Genomic DNA, 17,540 nt, shown 5'->3' with positions numbered 1-17,540 from the left:
AGGAAAGTCAGCGCGGTAACACCGCGGAGCCGGCTTCGCCGGGCCGCTGGTGCCGCCCCCGGCGAGGGGGGAAGAGGAGGCGATACGAAGTGTGCGAAGCCCGGGGGCGTGCCTAGTGCAGCACCCGCGAAACGGGTGCACCGCCGATGTCGGCTTCGAGCACGAACATGGGAACCGGCACGTCGAAGCGCTCGCCTTCCTCGGTCACCACGAAGAAGCTGCCGTGCATCGTGCCGCTCGCCGCCTGGAGCCGGCAGCCGCTGGTGTAGCGGAACGATTCGCCGGGCGCCAGCAGCGGCTGCTGGCCGATCACGCCCAGGCCCTTCACTTCCTGCGGATGGCCCGAAGCGTCGTTGATGAGCCAGTGGCGCGCGATCAGTTGCGCGCCCACCGTGCCCACGTTGGTGATGGTGATCGTGTAGGAGAAGGTGTAGACGTCGTCCTTCGGGGAGGACTGGTCGGCCAGGTAACGCGGTTCGACCTGGACGCTGAAGGGGCTGTGTGACATGGGGCGGATGGTAACGGAGGCCTCAAGCCTCCGGGGTCGAGGATGGCGCTACTTGCCAGACTGGGACGGAACCACGGCTCGCGCCAGTTGCCCGCAGATCGCCTGGGCCAGTGCGTCGCCTTGCGTCCCGGGCTCGATCGGCTTCATGGCCGCGGCGGCTTCATCGTGCGAACGGACCATTTCACCCACCACGGCGCCCCGACCCTGCGGGCTTTCGTACTTCGTGATCTTCTGATCCGCCACCGTCCGGCGTTTGCAGTCGAAGCGGGTGTAGCGCACGTCCGAGAGGTAGCGCTTGCCATCGAAGCGCTTGGCCCTGGCGTCGTCGAACATGATTCTCGCGTAGACAGCGCCTTCCTTGGCGGCCACGCTGGCCGGCTCGAAGAACGCCCCGGCCTTCGGATTCCCGGCCACCTTCCATTCCTGGGCCGCAGCGGGCGCGGCGAAAACCGAGCAGGCAATCGCGAGAACGCAGAGGCCGGCGGCGCGGTGCAGTGGGGGCGTGAGGGTGGTCATTCGTTGCCATGGAAAAAGCCCGCACCAGGTGGTGCGCGATGCCCGAATGTATCGGCAGGCAGGAAACCCCCAAAGGCTGAAAAGACGGCACCGGAGCGACAATCGCAGCCATGAGCACCCCGTTCCGCATCGCCCCCTCCATCCTTTCCGCCGATTTCGCGCACCTCGGCCAGGAACTGACCGACGTGATCGCCGCCGGCGCCGACTGGATCCACTTCGACGTGATGGACAACCACTACGTGCCGAACCTGACCTTCGGCCCGATGATCTGCCAGGCGCTCAAGCCCTATGCCAAGACGGCGGACGGCACGCCGGTGCCCATCGACGTGCACCTGATGATCCAGCCGGTCGACGCCCTGGCGGCCTCTTTCGCGCAAGCGGGCGCCGACTACATCAGCTTCCACCCCGACGCATCGCCCCATGTGCACCGCAGCATCCAGGCCATCAAGGCCGCGGGCTGCAAGGCGGGGCTGGTGTTCAACCCGGGTCTGGGGCTGGAGGCGCTGGACTGGGCCATCGACGACATCGACCTCATCCTCATCATGAGCGTGAACCCCGGCTTCGGCGGCCAGAGCTTCATCGACTCGGCCCTGCGCAAGATCGAACTCGCGCGCAAGCGCATCGAGCAGAGCGGGCGCGACATCCGCCTGGAGGTGGACGGCGGCATCAAGGCCGACAACATAGCGCGCGTGGCCTCTGCCGGCGCGGACACCTTCGTGGCCGGCAGCGCGATCTTCAACGCCAAGGACTACGGCGCGGTGATCGGCGAGATGCGCAAGAACCTGGCCGGCGTCAGCGCCTGACCTTGTCGTTGTAGACGCGGTCGGCCTCCGGCCCGCGGTCGGTGTCGACCACGCCGCGTTCCACGTCGTCATGCGCTTGGCGGCCCACCTTGGGCGGCCGGCCGTCCTGGGTCTGCTGGCTGTCCGAGGACTGGTCTCGTTCGTGCGGCAGGCGCGGCGCCGATTCGCCGCCCTGCTCGACCTTGGTCTTGCCGCCGCCCGCGTCCTTCGACGGGTCTTTCGGGTCGGTGGGCGGGGTCTTGCTGGTCTTGGCTTGGGTCATGCGATGGCTCCTTCGTGCGTTGCCTTGCAGCGTGCCCCGCAGGGCGCGCCCCGGCGGTAGGACATGCAAGGCAGGCCCTGTAGGTGGCCGCTCGGGCGCTATGAAACGGATAGCGGCTTTGCGCCGGCGGACGGGCCTCCGCAATAATCCCCGCATGTCTTCCGATCCTTTTGCCGGCGTGGCGACCGACAGCCTGCGCATCCACACCTTCGCCTCGCTCCAACCCGGTCCGCGCCTTCTCGTGATCGGCGGCGTGCACGGCAACGAGACCTGCGGCACCGCGGGCATCGAGCGCATCCTAGCCGAGTTCGATGCCGGCACGCTGCAACTGCAGCGCGGCGAACTAACGCTCGTGCCCGTGGCCAACCCGCTCGCGCGACGGCGCCTGCAGCGCGAGGGCGAGCGCAATCTCAACCGCCTGTTCCGCCCGACCGACGAACCCGCCGACTACGAAGCCCGCATCACCAACCGCCTTGCACCGGTCATCGCGCGCCACGAGGTGCTGCTCGACCTGCACTCCTTCCAGAGCGAGGGCGAGGCCTTCGCGATGATCGGCCCGCGCGACAACACCGGCACGCTGGAGCCCTTCGCCCGCTCGTACGAAGAGGGCCAGCTCGCGCTGCACATCGGCACGCCGATCGTGGTGGAAGGCTGGCTCGACATCTACGCCGCCGGCCTCGCGCAGCGCGCGGGCGGCGCGCCGGCCGACGAGGCCGCGCTCGACTTCGGCCGCGGCACCAACGAATACATCCGAAGCTGCGGCGGCTACGGCGTCACGCTCGAATGCGGCCAGCACGACGACCCCCAGGCGCCCGAGGTGGCGTGGCGCGCCATCCGCCGAACGCTCGCGCTGCTGGGCATGGCCGCCTTGCCGCCCGGGCTCTCGGGCGCGCCGGCGCAGCCGCCGAAGCTGCTGCGCCTGGCCAGCGTGACCGACCGCCTGCATGAAGAAGACAGCTTCGTGCGCGACTGGGCCACCTTCGACGAGGTGCGGCGCGGCGAGCCCATCGGCATGCGCCACGACGGCACGATGCTCAACGCGCCGGACGACGGCTTCATCGTGTTCCCCAATGCGCTCGCGCTGCCGGGCACCGAGTGGTTCTACTTCGCACACCCCAGCGAGCGCTTCCTCGGGCCGGTGACCGGCACGGCCTGAGGCCGCGTTCCTACACCGCGCGGCCCGGGGCGCGGCACACATTCCGAACCTGAAGGAGTGTGCCCATGCCCGTCTCGAAGAAAGCCCCCGCGCCGCGCGTCCTGTGGAAGGGCGCGATCAGTTTCGGCCTCGTCCACATTCCGGTGGCGCTCTATTCGGCCACCACCGACCACGGCATCGACTTCGACTGGCTCGACAAGCGCAGCATGGACCCGGTCGGCTACAAGCGCATCAACAAGAAGACCGGCAAGGAAATCACGCGCGAGAACATCGTCAAGGGCGTGGAATATGAAGACGGCGAGTACGTGGTGCTCAGCGACAAGGAGATCGCGGCCGCCTACCCCAGGACCACGCAGACGATCGAGATCGAGACCTTCGTGCCCGCGAACGGCATCCCGTTCGTGTACCTGGAGCGGCCCTACTACGTGGCGCCGATCAACAGGGGCGCCAAGGTCTACGCGCTGCTGCGCGAGACGCTGCAGCGCAGCGAGCGCGTGGGCGTGGCCCGCGTCGTGATCCAGACCAAGCAGCATCTCGCGGTGCTCGTGCCCGTCGGCCCCGGCCTCGTGCTGAACCTGCTGCGCTGGGGCGCCGACATCCGACCCTGGAACGACCTGCCGCTGCCGTCCGAAGATGCGAAGAAGGCGGGCCTCACCGACCGCGAGCTCAAGATGGCCCAGCAGCTCGTGGAGGACATGAGCGGCGAGTGGGACCCGACGGAATACAAGGACGAGTTCAAGGACGAGATCCTGCGGCTGATCGATCGCAAGGTGAAGGCAGGCCAGACCGAGACGGTGACGCAGCCCGATCCCGAAGAGGGCCAGTCCACCGAGGGCAAGGGCGCCAAGATCATCGACCTCACCGAGCTGCTGCAGCGCAGCCTGCGCAGCAAGGGCGGCAAGACGAAGGCCGTGGCCAACGATGAGGACGAGGACGAAGAAGCCGACGCGCCCGCGCCTCGCGCCAAGCCGCCGGCCAGGAAGCGCAAGCCCGCCGCAAAGGCCGCTTCGAAAGCGGCCTCGAAGACCGCAACTCGCCATCGCCGCGCAGCCTGAGGTGCCTTCGCCATGGGAACCCGCACCGCATCGACCGCGCGCAAGGCGCTTTCCCGCTACCACGGCAAGCGCGATTTCTCGCGCACGCCGGAGCCCAAGGAGGGCGGCCGCACGGGGCAGGGCGTGCTCTCCTTCGTCATCCAGAAGCACCACGCGAGCCGCCTGCACTACGACTTCCGGCTCGAACTCGACGGCACGCTCAAGAGCTGGGCGGTGCCGAAGGGCCCGTGCCTCGATCCGACGGTCAAGCGCATGGCGGTGCATGTCGAGGACCATCCGATTTCGTATGCGGACTTCGAGGGCACCATTCCGCCGAAGCAATACGGCGCCGGCACCGTCATCGTGTGGGACCGAGGCGACTGGCTGCCGGAGGGGGGCGGCGAAGCCGAGGCGCGCAAGGCGCTCGCGGCCGGCAAGCTCAAGTTCGAGCTGCGCGGCGAAAAGCTCAAGGGCCACTGGACGCTGGTGCGCATGCGCGGCAAGGGCGACGAGAAGCAAGAGCCGTGGCTGCTCATCAAGGAGCGCGACGACGCGGCGCGCGATCTTGCCGACTACGACGTGCTCGAAGACCAGCCCGCAAGCGTGCTGACCGGCCGCGGCGTGGACGAGGTGGACAGTCCGCCGAAGAAAGCGGCGCCCGCCAAAAAGGCCGCGGCGAAGAAGCCCGAGAAGAAAGCGGCAAGGAAGGAGGTCAAGAAGAAGACCGCCTTGCCCGCCACCTTTCAACCGCAACTCGCGACCCTCGCCGCTTCGCCTCCGTCATCGCCCGACGACTGGCTCTACGAACTCAAGTTCGACGGCTACCGCCTGCTCGCGCGCATCGACAAGGGCAAGGTGCGCTGCTTCACCCGCAACGGCCATGACTGGACCGACAAGCTGCCCGTCATCGCCAAGGCCCTCGCGAAGCTGCCCACCGATTCGGCCTGGCTCGACGGCGAGATCACCGTGGAAGGGGGCAACGGCGCGCCCGATTTCCAGGCGCTGCAGAACGCCTTCGACCGCGGCGCGACTTTATCCATCGTCTACTGGCTGTTCGATGCGCCCTTTCTCGACGGGCAGGACCTGCGCGACGAACCGGTCGAAGCGCGGCGCGCGCACCTGGCCCGCCTGCTCGGCAAGCGGCCGCCGGCGCCGCTGCACTTGAGCGAGGCCTTCGATGCGTCGCCGCGCGACCTGCTCGCGTCGTCCGCGCGCATCGGCTTCGAGGGCATCGTCGGCAAGCGGAAGGGCTCGCCGTATGTGTCGCGCCGCTCGGCCGACTGGATCAAGCTCAAGAACCAGCAACGCCAGGAGTTCGTGATCGGCGGCTACACCGCGCCCAAGGGTTCGCGCTCGGGGTTCGGTGCGCTGCTGCTGGGCGTGCACGACGACAAGGGGCGGCTGCGCTATTGCGGCAACGTGGGCACCGGATTCAACGCGGATCGCCTCGCCGACATCAAGGCGCGGCTGGACAAGCTGGCCACCGACGACTGCCCCTTCACGCCCACGCCGGACGGCGCGAATGCGAAGGCGCAATGGGTCAAGCCCACGCTGGTGGCCGAAGTCTCCTTCGGCGAATGGACGCGCGAAGACCGCGTGCGCCAGGCGGTGTTCCAGGGGCTGCGCACCGACAAGCCCGCGCGCGGCATCGTGCGCGAACGGGCGGCGCCTCCCGAGACATCGCCCGAGGCATCAGCCGACACATCAACCGACACAGCCGCGAAGAAGCAAGGAGCAAGGAAACCCATGGCGCTGAAGATCACCCACGCCGACCGCGTGATCGATGCGAAGAGCGGCATCACCAAGGGCGAACTCGCCGCCTACTACGACGCGGTGGGCACGCTCATGCTGCCGCACCTGCGCGGGCGGCCGGTGTCGCTGGTGCGCGCGCCCGACGGCGTGGGCGGCGAGCTGTTCTTCCAGAAGCACATCCAGAACCGCGAGATACCCGGCGTCAACCTGCTGGACCCCGCGCTCGATCCGGGCCACGAGCCGCTGCTGCAGATCGACAGCAAGACCGGGCTCATCGGCGCCGCGCAGATGAACGTCATCGAACTGCACACCTGGAACGCCACCTCGCGCGCCATCGACCGGCCCGACCGCATGACCTTCGACCTGGACCCCGGCGAAGGCGTGGACTGGCCGCAGATCCAGGAAGCGACGCTGCTGGTGCGCACGCTGCTCGACGAACTGGGCCTGCCGTCGTTCCTGAAGACCAGCGGCGGCAAGGGCATGCACGTGGTGGTGCCGATCCGCCGGCAATACGGCTGGGACGAGGTCAAGGGGTTCTCGCAGGCCGTGGTGGTGCACTTGGCGAAGACGATTCCGGAACGCTTCGTCGCCAAGAGCGGGCCGCGCAACCGCGTGGGGAAGGTGTTCGTCGATTACCTGCGCAACGGCTTCGGCGCAACCACGGTCAGCGCGTGGTCGGCGCGGTCGCGCCCGGGGCTGGGCGTGTCGGTGCCGGTGGCGTGGGAGGAGTTGCCCGCCCTGACCGGCGCCGCGCAATGGACCATCGCCAACGTGGCCGAGCGCCTCGCCACCGGCAACAAGCCGTGGGCGGCGATGGAGCGCAGTCGGAAAGGCATCGCGGCGGCGATGAAGATGCTCGACTACAAGCCGCGGTAGTGCCCGTTTTTCTCCCTCCCCTTCCGGGGGAGGGTTGGGGTGGGGGCACGACGGCCTGCACAACAGCACGGCGCCTCATTGAAGGCCTGCCCCCATCCCAGCCTTCCCCCGGAAGGGGAAGGAGCGAATACCGAACCGCCTACTGCAGCACTTCCTCCGTCGTCACATCGAAGCGCTCCAGCGTGTTCGCGCCGAACACCATCGTGATCGGCACGTCCGCCGCGTCGCGCCCCCGCGCCATCACGATGCGGCCGATGCGCGGCGTGTTGTGGCGCGCATCGAAGGTGTGCCAGCGATCGCCCAGGTACACCTCGAACCATGCGCTGAAGTCCATCGGATAGCGCACCGGCGGAATGCCGATGTCCCCCAGGTAGCCAGTGACATAGCGCGCCGGGATGTTCATGCAGCGGCACAGCGTGATTGCCAGGTGCGCGAAGTCGCGGCACACGCCCGTGCCCTCGCGAAAGCCCTCGAGTGCGGTGCGTGTGGCGCGGGCGTTCTGGTAGTCGAAGCGCAGGTGGCCATGCACGAAGTTGCAGATCGCCTGCACGCGGCTCCAGCCCGGGGCCAGGTTCGCGAAGTTGGCCCAGGCGAACTGCAGCAGTTCGCTGTCGACCTCGCAATAGCGGCTGGGCAGCACGAAAGGCAATGTGCCCACCGGCAGGTCGGCCGGCGCGTGCTCGATGGCCCCGAGGTCGACCGGATCGGGCGCGCCGGTGTCGAACACGGTCGCCGTGTTGCGCAGCCGCACGCTGCTCACGCCCAGGGGCACATGCACGCGCGCGCAGTGGTTGTCGAAGCTGTCGCGGTAATGGTCGGTGACCAGCGGCGGACTGATGGTGATGTGCTCGCTGCCCTGGATGTCGGCGGCGCGCGAAGGGTGCACCTGCAGCATGTAGATCAGCGCGGTGGGGGCGGTGACGCCCAGCTGGATGTCGTAGCCGATCCTGATCTGCATTTTGGATTTCTTCCCTGGATGAACCAACCGGTGAGGCGACCGGTGCGCAAGAGACGCCGAGAACACGACAAGCACGATCGGTGCCGTCTTCGGCCCATGCTATGCGACCGGGGGGAGGAAGCCGCGCGCCACATCCCGCAAACCCTCGTAGGCCGCCGCGAGGCGCCGAGGAACGTGTAGTCGCGCTCCTACCCCCGGGGCGCGCGCCCTCCCACATGCGAGGGCGGGGCGCCACTACGGGTAACAGACGGTGCAAAACATAACCTTCCAGATCTGTACAGATCGATTCCTTGGAGGGAAATCATGGAGTTCGCAACCCTGTTCGATTCGCTCACCGGTGCGTGGGGCGACGAAATCCTGGTGTGGGCCGTTGCCGCGGTCGCCGGCTGCATCTGCCTGGTCGCGGTGGTGAACGTGCTCGACATGTTCCTCGACAGCAACGAAATGGGCTGACGACCCCGGGGCCAGGCGCCTTTTTTTCTTCTCCCGTTTTTCCATGAAAGATTCCAGGTCCCCGATGACGCCACAGAACAAAGCCGCCGCAGGTCGCCGCGCCAATGCCACCAAGACCGCCAAGTCCGGTGATGGCCGCAACACCAAGCAGCTGCAGCTCGATGGCTTCACCACCGAGCATCCCGCGCACCTGACCACCAACCAGGGGCTGCAGATCCCGGACAACCACAACTCGCTGAAGGCGGGCGTGCGGGGACCCACGCTCTTAGAAGACTTCATCCTCCGCGAGAAGATCACCCACTTCGACCACGAGCGCATTCCCGAGCGCGCGGTGCATGCCCGGGGTTCGGCGGCGCACGGCTACTTTCAGGTCTACAAGTCGATGTCGCAGTTCACCTCGGCCGACTTCCTGCAGGACCCGGACGTGAAGACGCCCGTTTTCGTGCGCTTCTCGACCGTGGCCGGCGAACGCGGATCGGCCGATACGGTGCGCGATGTGCGCGGCTTCGCGGTCAAGTTCTACACCCGCGAAGGCAACTACGACCTCGTGGGCAACAACATCCCGGTGTTCTTCATCCAGGACGCGATGAAGTTTCCCGACCTCATCCACGCCGTCAAGCCCGAGCCGCACCACGCGATGCCGCAGGCCGCGAGCGCGCACGACACCTTCTGGGACTTCGCCTCGCTCATGCCCGAGAGCACCCACATGCTGATGTGGGCCATGAGCGACCGGGCCATTCCGCGCAGCTACCGGATGATGGAAGGCTTCGGCGTTCACACCTTCCGTTTCGTCAACAGCCACGGCGAGAGCCACTTCGTGAAGTTCCACTGGAAGCCCAAGCTCGGCATCCACGGCCTGGTGTGGGACGAGGCACAGAAGATCGCCGGCAAGGACGCCGACTTCCACCGCCGCGACTTGTGGGAAGCCATCGAGAACGGCGACTTTCCCGAATGGGAGCTCGGCGTGCAGGTCATTCCGGCCGACAAGGAGCACTCGCTCGGCTTCGATCTGCTCGACCCCACCAAGCTGATTCCCGAAGAAATGGTGCCCGTGCAGCGCATCGGCAAGCTGGTGCTCGACCGCAACCCGGACAACTTCTTCGCCGAGACCGAGCAGGTGGCTTTCCATCCCGGCCACGTGGTGCCCGGCATCGACTTCAGCAACGACCCGCTGCTGCAGGGGCGCTTGTTCTCGTACACCGACACGCAGATCTCGCGGCTGGGCGGCGCGAACTTCCACGAGCTGCCGATCAACAAGGGCGTGTGCCCGTTCCACAACTTCCAGCGCGACGGCATGCACCGCCAGACCATCGCGCGCGGCCAGGTGGCCTACGAGCCCAACACGCTGGGCAGCGGCACCGAGTTCCGCGTCGATGGCGGCAGCAACGGCTTCCAGTCGTTCCCCGAAGAAATCGATGCGCCCAAGGTGCGCCGCCGCAGCGCGTCGTTCGACGACCACTTCACGCAGGCGCGCCTGTTCTTCAACAGCCAGAGCGTGGCCGAGAAGGAACACATCATCGCGGCCTTCCGCTTCGAGCTTTCCAAGCTCGAGGTGCCGGCGATCCGGCAGCGCATGGTCGACAACCTCGCGCACGTGGACGAGAAGCTCGCGCGCCGCGTGGCCGAGCCGCTGGGCATCGGCGAGCCCGATGCCAAGGCGGCGGCGGGACGCGCGGGCTTTCGCGATCACCGCATCGCCCTGCCCATCGACGAGTCGCCCGCGCTCAGCATGGCGGACACCGGCGACGGCTCGATCCGCACGCGCAAGATCGCGATCCTCGTGGCCGACGGCATCGATTCGGCTTCGCTCAAGCCGATCCGCGAAGCGCTCGAACAAGCGGGCGCGCAATGCAAGATCGTCGGTCCGCGCCTGGGCACCGTGGCCAGCGCATCGAAGCGCCAGATCGATGTGGAGATGACCTTCTCGAACACCCCCTCGGTGATGTTCGATGCGGTGCTGGTGCCGGCCGGCGCCGACAGCGCGGCCACGATGTCGGCCACCGGCGATGCGGTGCACTTCGTCCTGGAGGCCTACAAGCACTGCAAGGCGATCTGCACGGTGGGCGAGGGCGTGAAGCTGCTCGCGTCGCTGGGCATCGGCGCGGAGGGCGATGCGCCCGCAGGCGTCGTCGTGGCCGCGACGCCTGTCACCAACCTGGGCGACACCACGGCGGCCCAGCAGATCGCGCAGGACTTCGTTGCGGCGATTGCGAAGCATCGGCATTGGGACCGGGCGAATATCGAGGCGGTGCCAGCGTAAATGTTGTAGAGGCGAACGGCGCTAACTGTCGATGATGGCCAGCGTCACATGCACGTGGCCCGAGGCATCCTGCCGATTGGCATCACCGATCCAATGCCACCGGATGTCCCTCTCGGCCACGGTGAGTCCTCCCGCTTCGTGCAGCGTGGTTGGCACCGGGAAGGGGTGGCCCTGCTCGATGTAGGTTTGCTGCCACTGCTCATGGAATACCGCGTAATGCGGGTGCTCCCTCTTCAGGCGTGCCGACCAGATACCGGTCTGCGGACAAAGAACGGTTCCACTGCAACTGCGGGGCGCTTCAGGTACCGGCACATATCGCGCAATGCCCTGTGCGACGTATGGATGGCTCGATGCAGCCTGCTGCACCGGCAGTCCCTTGTAGTGCCAGGACACCGCGCCATAGCCGGGTGGAACCTGTTCCGCCAGATTGGGTAGCGGCTCGCCGAGGTTGAAATTCCACGGCACCTGTGCCGCGTTCCAGTTGGCTTGCCAGTCACCCCGGATCACATCGATCTGAGGCAGCCAGTAGCCGGTGAAATGGGCGTGCTGCCTGGCCTTGAGGCTCCAAGGCCTGCCGTGGTTGTCGTAGGCGTTTTCGTCGGGCGGTGGCGCGATGTTGCCGGTCAACACATAGCCCTGAGGGATGTGGGTACGACCGGTACGGTTCGCGCCCGGCGTGGCCGGTGTTGGCTGCTTGACGATGACCGCTTTGGCCGCATCGATCAACGTCTCGCGTTTGCCGTCCCAGAAGGGCAGTGAGGCTGGTGGCAGGGGCAGGACTTTGTCGAGATTGGGGAAGCGCAGGTCGGGGTTGAGTTCGAGGGCATCGCCTAAAAGGCCGTAGCGCTCGGCACGCGTTCGATCAATCAGATTACCTGTAAGAGGGGTAACTCGCGTGAAATAAGAAGACAAGCCATTGGCAGCATCCACGCTGCCGAATTTGACGCCCTCGTGATAGATCAGCAGCGCTCGGGCGTAATCCTTGTCGATCATCAGCGTTTGCCCGAGCCTGTACGCGGCCTCGCCATACCCTTGTGCGAATCCACACTCCAGCATTTTCAGTCCCACCTTGCGGTTGCCCCAGATACCCATTTGCGCATCGTCATAGGCGGCATCCAGCTTGTTGCCGATATATGTCTGCGCTGAAGGACTCCCCATGTCTGCCGCCAATTGCCAGAACCCGTAGGCACGGTCAATGTCTTGTTTGACGCCGATGCCGCTCTGATGGTATGTACCCATCTTGTCGAAGGCACCAGGCACGCCCTGCTTCATCAATCCTTCGACGATCAGCACCGCTCGTTCGGTATCACGCTGCATACCCAGGCCACGCTCATGCAAGCCCGCGAGATTCATTGCGGCTTTCCAATGCCCCATGGCCGCAGCCTGCTCCCAGAGCTGTGCCGCCTTCTTATAGTCGCGCTGGTTTGGCCAGAGTTCATTGCTGGTCATCGCCATACCTCGCTGGAACAGCATTTCCGATTCGTTCGTGATCGGAGGCAGCTTGGACGCTTCGTGCAAGCAGGCGAAATCAGCCCGGTGCGGCTTGAAAGCCTTCAGATTCATATTGCGGGGCAGATCATTCATAGCACAGGAGGTCAAAGTGAAGAGAACCAGTAGCGCAGTCCATGCCGCACGCGGATAAGAGATGTTGCAAAGACGGAATAGCTTCAAGGTGATCAACCCAACCGGATGTTGCTGGTGCGTTCGTCGTGGAATGCGATAAGGAAACAGGATGGAGTTGCACCTCGAGCCTTCTTCTGGAGGTTCGTGCTGGCGTCTTCTTTCCAGTTTTTGAATGTCTCAGCCATCACCGTCTGATCCGTCGCCACCCCGCCCGCGAACTTCCCGTCGGTGTGCTGCCCCCACACCCGTTCGCGCAGATTCTTGGCAGTGACCGGATCGTCGCTCGCGATATTGATCTCGCTGTCCACCGCAAAGCTGCGCAAGTTCAAGTTCGCGCTGCCCAGCGTGAACATGCTGTCGTCGATGACCATCAGCTTGCTGTGGATGTAGATCTCGCGATAACGCGCCTTGAGCAACTGGTTCTCCAGATCCTTGATGTAGTTGATGCCCCCGGCGTAGCCGGGGGAGTTCGGGTCGTAGTTCGCCGACTTCTTCCATCCGTCGAGTTTGGCCAGCCTATCTCTCTGGGTGGTTTGCCAGTTCGTATCGAAGGTCCACAGGCTCGCCACCAGCGAGCGCATGGCGAACTGGCCCTCGAGCGCTTTGCGCGCCATCTCGTCGTCCTTGCCGCCGCCCGCGTCCTTGTAGGCTTGGGCGATGCTGGACAGCGGTTGGGGCGGAGGGATCATGAGCGGATCCCGACTGCGCCTGCGGGCCTCTTGTACGGCGTCGTAGCGCGCGATTTCCTCCTCCACCAACTTTGTCTGATTGGGCATGGACGAACCATGCCCCAGCTCTGTCACGGTGTCGTGCGTGCGCGGAACCATCTGCTTGCGCTCCGGCGTGGGCGTCACGACCATCACGTGTAGCTTGGGCACATCGGCCATGCCCAGCTTGCCTTTCTGGAAACCCGCTAAGTACTCCGTACGCAAGCGCTTCAGTTCCTTGACCCAAGCCGCATGTTGAAAGTACTGGTTCTCTACATACAGGTAGTGGCGTGCGAAGCTGATCGCATGGTTGTAGAGACGGTGGATGGATTTCTCGCTGCCATCGGTGGCAGGCGAGGTGCGCAGGATTTGCGCGCTCTGATGCGGAGCGACCAGGTTCCTGGTCAAGTTTGCAGGCGTGGCCTTGAGATTGAATTCACGGCTCACATTGCTGCCCGCGCCTTTGCCGTTGGCTTCGGCCTTGTTCCACGCGTCGGTGAAGTTTTTGCATACCGCCGCCAGCACCTGTCCCTCGACACGGCAGCCGTAGTCCTGATACGGCTTCAGGCCGGGCTCCGCGTCGTTCGCACCTTCCCAGCTCTTGCCGCGCCTGGGGTCGTCGAACTTGTGAACCGTGGTATCCCAATAGTCGGTGACCGAATTCAGGCCGAGTACATAACCGCAGGGTTTGTCGCCTTCATAGTCGATGACGATGGTTTTCTGATGATGAGTGGCCAGGTATTCGAAGCCCAGGCGCTCGATGCGGCCCAGGCCATTCATGCTCGCTTCACTCCTCAGACTGGTCATCACGTCGTCGTGAACGCCGCCGCGCGTACGCAGCGACAGGGCGTTGTGCTTTCCCGCCACAACATCCCTGTACCAATGCGAATTGAATATCTCCCGTCGATCACGCGCGGAAGGAGATGGAGGAAACAACAAACCCGGTTTGCTGCGTTCATCGAGAGACTCAGTCTTGTAGCCAGGCATGTTGTTCACCGCAGCGCTACCGATGAAGTCGTACCACACCAGAAGACGCACATTGACCGGCTTGCCGTTGTTGAACTTGCCCTGCGCAGCGCCCAGCAGCAAATCGCCCCAGGTGTCACCCCTCGGCCATTGGTCGGCCGTCTCGCGAGTGAGCTCCATCGCCGGATCGAAGCCCCAGCAGACGAGGTCGATGCTGTGCTGTGCTTTTCGGATGTCGGCCGCGATCTGTTTGAAGGTCTCCTCGCCGCATATGTAGAGGCGCAGATTGTTGTGATGAAAAACCGGCGTTTTCTCGTCTTCGCCCCTCTTCTCGAGAAACCATTGCGCGCTGCCGGTGGCGGTGCCTGTGGCCGCGCACAAGGGGACGGTCGATCTGTGTTGCGTGTCGTTCGTTGGTCGCAGGTCGCTCACGAATTTCCTTCGTCGTCACGGTGCCATAGGTAGTGCTGCATCCGGTTCTTCGTGTCGCGGTGAGCCGCGCGATAGCCGGAGGCTGCAAGCCTGTCGTCGTTGGATTTCAGCTGTGCCTTGACGGGCAATTCGTATTCGTTGCCATTGGCGAGCCGGACCTTGTAGGAGGTTGTGTCGCTCTGATGGTCTTCAATGAGTACTTGCCCATCGGCGTCGGTGACGCCGTCGGCCACATTCGCGCCGTCCCTGTACAAGGTGTAAGGTTCGAAGCCGAGCGGTCGGCCGTCTTGCGCGTGTGAACGCAGCACAAAACTCAGCGTCCCCTTTTTCTTGAGGTCCAAGCTCGATGTGCCGCTTACCGCCCGGGTCGGTGTGTTCTTCGGACCGACCATGCTGTGCACGGCGGCGTGCTCCACATGCTTTCCAGAGGTGGCATCTTCAATGCCGGCAGCATTCAGGCGAATGGTGCTTCCGCCACCGTTGAGCACGAGTTCCTCCTTGGCGGTGATGGTGATCCTGTTGGCGACCTGGACGATATCGAGCTTGGCCAGGATGTTGATGCTTTCCTTGAGCGCCTTGATGTCGATGTTGCCGCCGAATGCGAACAGTCTCATCCCTGCCTGGTAGGCAAAGAGTCGAACCGCCTGCTTGGCGCTGACCAGAAAGCTCTTGGCTGCTGAGATGCTGGTGTGGCCTCCGCTGGTCAGTGCGTTGTGTTCCGCGCTGGCGATATGGGTCGACTGCGACGTGGTGGTTTCGATGCCTGCGGGGCTCGCCAACACGAGATGCGGCTCGGCCAGTTCGGGGAAGCGGTCTTCGCCTGCCGGTGCGGTGCCCTTGATCGCGTCGTTCTGTGCCTTGAGCGACTGAATGACTTCATCCTGATCGCCCGTGGAATGCGCCTCGGCCTGCAGCGCCGAGCCGGACAAGCCGTCGTGCTGCTCGTGGGCCGCTGTCAGCCGCGCCGCTGTTTCGTCTATGGCCGTGATGTGAGCCCTGGCATTGGCTCGCCCCTCGGTGGTGATCAAAAGACCCTGGGCGGCACGAATGGCGCCATGACCATCGGTGCGCAGTTCCAAGCCTTCGCCTCGATGGTCCTTGCGCCCCGCGTTGTCCTCGATGCGCGTGATGTGCCCCAGGCTCAGTTGGCTGTGCTGGTGGTCGCTCTTGATCTGGACCTGGATTTTCCCCTTCGTGTCGTCCATCGCAATGTGATTGCTGCGCCCCGCCGAGCTGTTGCCCCCGTCGTCGGTCAGCTCCCGGCTCCTGTAGCCCGACAGCGCACTGTGGTGCGGCAACGCCCACGGTGGCTCGTTCGCCTGGTTGTACGCACGCCCCGTGCAGATCGGCAAGTCCGGATCCCCGCCGACAAAGTCGACGATGACCTCCTGGCCGATGCGCGGGACGTGGATGCTGCCCTGTTGGTTGCCCGCTCCGTGCAGGTTCACGCGTATCCAGCAGGAGCTGTGCTGGTCCTCGTTTCCGATGCGGTCCCAGGGAAACTGCACCTTGATGCGGCCCCACTTGTCGGTCCAGATGTTCTGGCCAGGAGGGCCGACCACCCGCGCGGTCTGGGGGCCGTGCGTGAGCGGCTTGGGTCGTGTGGGCACGGGGCGCAACGGCTCGGCCATCGGGTGCGCGGTGAAGTCGACCTCCACTTTCCATTGCTGCTTACGACCGGGAGACGCGTCGCCGATCTGGCTGTCCTGCGCGACGTCTTCGATCAGGAAGCGGGTGTCCAGGAGCAGGTATTCGGTATTGGCTTTCTGGCGCGGGTGCTTGGTCAATTGAAAGGAGCAGCCGGGCACCATGCCGCGCAAATTACCGCTGGCCCGCGCCCTGGCGCCATGGGTTCGCAACGCCTCCATGCGCAAGAGCGCCAACTGGTGGCCTTCGCCATGGGGATCGTTCGCCTCGGCACTGCCGGCCCTGGGTTGTGCATAGTGGCTGCCGGCGGCGCTGCTTTCATGCCACTGGTAGACCTCACCGTCGGCTTGTCCGGTGGAGCGCGGGTCTTTGCGGCTCTGGCCTAGATCGGCCCTGGGGCGCATGTAGTCGTACTCGCGGCTGGCGTACCTGCCGCTGGTCAGGTGGTGGTGCGGAACGAAGCTGCTGACGTATTCGGCATCGACCTTCCAGCCCGGCGCGTGGTACTCGACCTGCTGGTATGCAGCGCTGTCGTTCTTCCGGTAGGCCCCCATGTTGTCGATGAGAACCAGGCGGTGCTTGCCTTCACTGTGCTGGAAGAAGTAGCTGATTCCCCAGGATTGCGTCAGGCGCTCGAAGAATTCAAAATCGCTCTCGTTGAACTGAACCTGGTAATCCCGCGTCGGGTAGGTCTCGATCAGGCGCTTGTCCACGGGAAAGTCGTAGCTGGCAAGCAACTCGTCCAGGATCTGAATCACGGCCTTGTTCTGATAGATCCTGCAGTCGGTGGTGAGGGTGGCCAGGTGCAGCCAGGGACGCAGCGTGAGCTTGTATTGCACATGGCGCCCCTCTTCGCCCCAGACTTCCGCGTCGGTGATGAGCGCGTTGATCTGGCGCACGCCTGCGCCGATGTGGTCGACGGACTGTCCGGCAACGCCGGGAACAAACTGGCCCGCACCGTCGAGTTGGATCGAGCAAGTGATCTCGCGACCGATGAAGCTGTCCAGATCGAAGTCCATCGCGCCGCTGGCGCCAAGGTTCAGGGCATCGGGCGTCTTCAAGAGCAACTCGTACGCGAACAAGCTGTTGAGCCCTTCGTTTCCTGACAGCCGAACCGCTTCCAGCGTCGGCTGTCCGAGCAGGACAGGAATTGCAGGAGACTGAATCGAGAGCGTGCGCTGCATCGCGATCTTTCATGAGGGAAATGAGATCGCGCAGTTTGCGAGAGCGCATCCGCTCACATTGCGAACAATCGTCACCCATCCATGAATCCAGCGCATGCCGCCACATTTGCCGAGCGATATGTGAAGGAGTCGGCAAGTACCTGAAAACAGATACCCGATTGCCCGTAGTCCTTTTGCGCTAGACCGTATTGCGAATAGCCGCGAAAGGTACCCCCTCCTAGACTTTCCCCACGAGGCCTGAACGGCGCGCACTTCCGCGGCGTCGAGCATCTGTTACTGCAACCCAGCAGCAGGTGCACCGGCCGCGTGCGGGGGTCCAATGGCGTGGTTTTCTAGATGGGGATGGGAGCGCCCTGCACGTTGTCGTGCGGGAATCGCAGGCGCGCTCGGTCTGGCCGGCATT

The 17,540-nt window shown here is 64.9% G+C and carries 13 protein-coding genes; 6 read left to right on the top strand and 7 right to left on the bottom strand.

Annotated elements, in window-relative coordinates; translation table 11 throughout:
* Positions 1-112 precede the first annotated feature (112 nt).
* Positions 113-508: a Co2+/Mg2+ efflux protein ApaG gene (gene apaG, locus QF040_RS22055; protein ID WP_013538994.1), complete on the bottom strand. Its 396-nt coding sequence runs from the start codon at positions 506-508 to the stop codon at positions 113-115.
* Between the two features lie 48 nt (positions 509-556).
* Entirely contained in the window at positions 557-1,024 is a 468-nt protein-coding gene (locus tag QF040_RS22050; RefSeq protein ID WP_429612818.1) for a surface-adhesin E family protein, read from the bottom strand.
* Positions 1,025-1,134: 110 nt separating this feature from the next.
* Here QF040_RS22050 and rpe point away from each other — a divergent pair, with 110 nt between their 5' ends.
* Positions 1,135-1,827: a ribulose-phosphate 3-epimerase gene (rpe, locus tag QF040_RS22045; RefSeq protein ID WP_013538995.1), complete on the top strand. Its 693-nt coding sequence runs from the start codon at positions 1,135-1,137 to the stop codon at positions 1,825-1,827.
* On the opposite strand, the gene QF040_RS22040 is transcribed toward rpe, so the two are convergent.
* Positions 1,817-2,089, bottom strand: a complete 273-nt coding sequence (locus tag QF040_RS22040) for a hypothetical protein (protein ID WP_429612817.1) — start codon at positions 2,087-2,089, stop codon at positions 1,817-1,819. The two genes, rpe and QF040_RS22040, sit on opposite strands and share 11 nt — an antisense overlap.
* Before the next feature lie 154 nt (positions 2,090-2,243).
* On the opposite strand from QF040_RS22040, the gene QF040_RS22035 reads away from it, so the two are divergent.
* The 3 genes from QF040_RS22035 (at position 2,244) to ligD (ending at position 6,907) form a co-directional block, all read left to right on the top strand.
* Positions 2,244-3,245, top strand: a complete 1,002-nt coding sequence (locus QF040_RS22035; RefSeq protein WP_429612816.1) for a succinylglutamate desuccinylase — start codon at positions 2,244-2,246, stop codon at positions 3,243-3,245.
* 65 nt (positions 3,246-3,310) lie between these two features.
* Entirely contained in the window at positions 3,311-4,300 is a 990-nt protein-coding gene (locus QF040_RS22030) for a Ku protein (protein WP_429612815.1), read from the top strand.
* Positions 4,301-4,312: 12 nt separating this feature from the next.
* A complete protein-coding gene (gene ligD / locus QF040_RS22025) occupies positions 4,313-6,907 on the top strand; it encodes a DNA ligase D (protein ID WP_429612814.1) in 2,595 nt (864 codons plus the stop codon).
* A gap of 139 nt (positions 6,908-7,046) precedes the next feature.
* Here ligD and QF040_RS22020 read toward each other — a convergent pair whose 3' ends face one another.
* Positions 7,047-7,865 (bottom strand): transglutaminase-like domain-containing protein, encoded by an 819-nt coding sequence (locus QF040_RS22020; protein WP_429612813.1) that lies wholly within the window; start codon positions 7,863-7,865, stop codon positions 7,047-7,049.
* A 303-nt stretch (positions 7,866-8,168) separates the two neighbouring features.
* On the opposite strand from QF040_RS22020, the gene QF040_RS22015 reads away from it, so the two are divergent.
* Positions 8,169-8,318, top strand: coding sequence for a hypothetical protein (locus QF040_RS22015; RefSeq protein WP_429612812.1), 150 nt, complete (start codon positions 8,169-8,171; stop codon positions 8,316-8,318).
* A gap of 64 nt (positions 8,319-8,382) precedes the next feature.
* Positions 8,383-10,578 (top strand): catalase HPII, encoded by a 2,196-nt coding sequence (katE, locus tag QF040_RS22010; protein ID WP_429612811.1) that lies wholly within the window; start codon positions 8,383-8,385, stop codon positions 10,576-10,578.
* 21 nt (positions 10,579-10,599) lie between these two features.
* Here katE and QF040_RS22005 read toward each other — a convergent pair whose 3' ends face one another.
* The 3 genes from QF040_RS22005 to QF040_RS21995 form a co-directional block, all read right to left on the bottom strand.
* On the bottom strand, positions 10,600-12,162 hold the full coding sequence (locus QF040_RS22005; RefSeq protein ID WP_429612810.1) for a DUF6396 domain-containing protein: 1,563 nt from the start codon (positions 12,160-12,162) through the stop codon (positions 10,600-10,602).
* Between the two features lie 92 nt (positions 12,163-12,254).
* On the bottom strand, positions 12,255-14,306 hold the full coding sequence (locus QF040_RS22000) for a phospholipase D-like domain-containing protein (RefSeq protein ID WP_429612809.1): 2,052 nt from the start codon (positions 14,304-14,306) through the stop codon (positions 12,255-12,257).
* Positions 14,303-17,137, bottom strand: coding sequence for a type VI secretion system Vgr family protein (locus QF040_RS21995; RefSeq protein ID WP_429612808.1), 2,835 nt, complete (start codon positions 17,135-17,137; stop codon positions 14,303-14,305). The genes QF040_RS22000 and QF040_RS21995 overlap by 4 nt, the downstream gene beginning before the upstream one ends.
* Between the last annotated feature and the right edge of the window lie 403 nt (positions 17,138-17,540).

The organism is Variovorax sp. W2I14, assembly GCF_050435205.1.
In the GTDB taxonomy this organism is placed as follows: Bacteria; Pseudomonadota; Gammaproteobacteria; order Burkholderiales; family Burkholderiaceae_C; genus Variovorax; species Variovorax paradoxus_C.
Note: the sequence above shows the minus strand (reverse complement) of the source record. Positions and strands in the feature narration are given on the sequence as shown.

Coding starts and splice junctions, on each gene's coding strand:
- apaG (WP_013538994.1), bottom strand. CDS start 508: ATGTCACACAGCCCCTTCAGCGTCCAGGTCGAACCGCGTTACCTGGCC.
- QF040_RS22050 (WP_429612818.1), bottom strand. CDS start 1,024: ATGACCACCCTCACGCCCCCACTGCACCGCGCCGCCGGCCTCTGCGTT.
- rpe (WP_013538995.1), top strand. CDS start 1,135: ATGAGCACCCCGTTCCGCATCGCCCCCTCCATCCTTTCCGCCGATTTC.
- QF040_RS22040 (WP_429612817.1), bottom strand. CDS start 2,089: ATGACCCAAGCCAAGACCAGCAAGACCCCGCCCACCGACCCGAAAGAC.
- QF040_RS22035 (WP_429612816.1), top strand. CDS start 2,244: ATGTCTTCCGATCCTTTTGCCGGCGTGGCGACCGACAGCCTGCGCATC.
- QF040_RS22030 (WP_429612815.1), top strand. CDS start 3,311: ATGCCCGTCTCGAAGAAAGCCCCCGCGCCGCGCGTCCTGTGGAAGGGC.
- ligD (WP_429612814.1), top strand. CDS start 4,313: ATGGGAACCCGCACCGCATCGACCGCGCGCAAGGCGCTTTCCCGCTAC.
- QF040_RS22020 (WP_429612813.1), bottom strand. CDS start 7,865: ATGCAGATCAGGATCGGCTACGACATCCAGCTGGGCGTCACCGCCCCC.
- QF040_RS22015 (WP_429612812.1), top strand. CDS start 8,169: ATGGAGTTCGCAACCCTGTTCGATTCGCTCACCGGTGCGTGGGGCGAC.
- katE (WP_429612811.1), top strand. CDS start 8,383: ATGACGCCACAGAACAAAGCCGCCGCAGGTCGCCGCGCCAATGCCACC.
- QF040_RS22005 (WP_429612810.1), bottom strand. CDS start 12,162: ATGAATGATCTGCCCCGCAATATGAATCTGAAGGCTTTCAAGCCGCAC.
- QF040_RS21995 (WP_429612808.1), bottom strand. CDS start 17,137: ATGCAGCGCACGCTCTCGATTCAGTCTCCTGCAATTCCTGTCCTGCTC.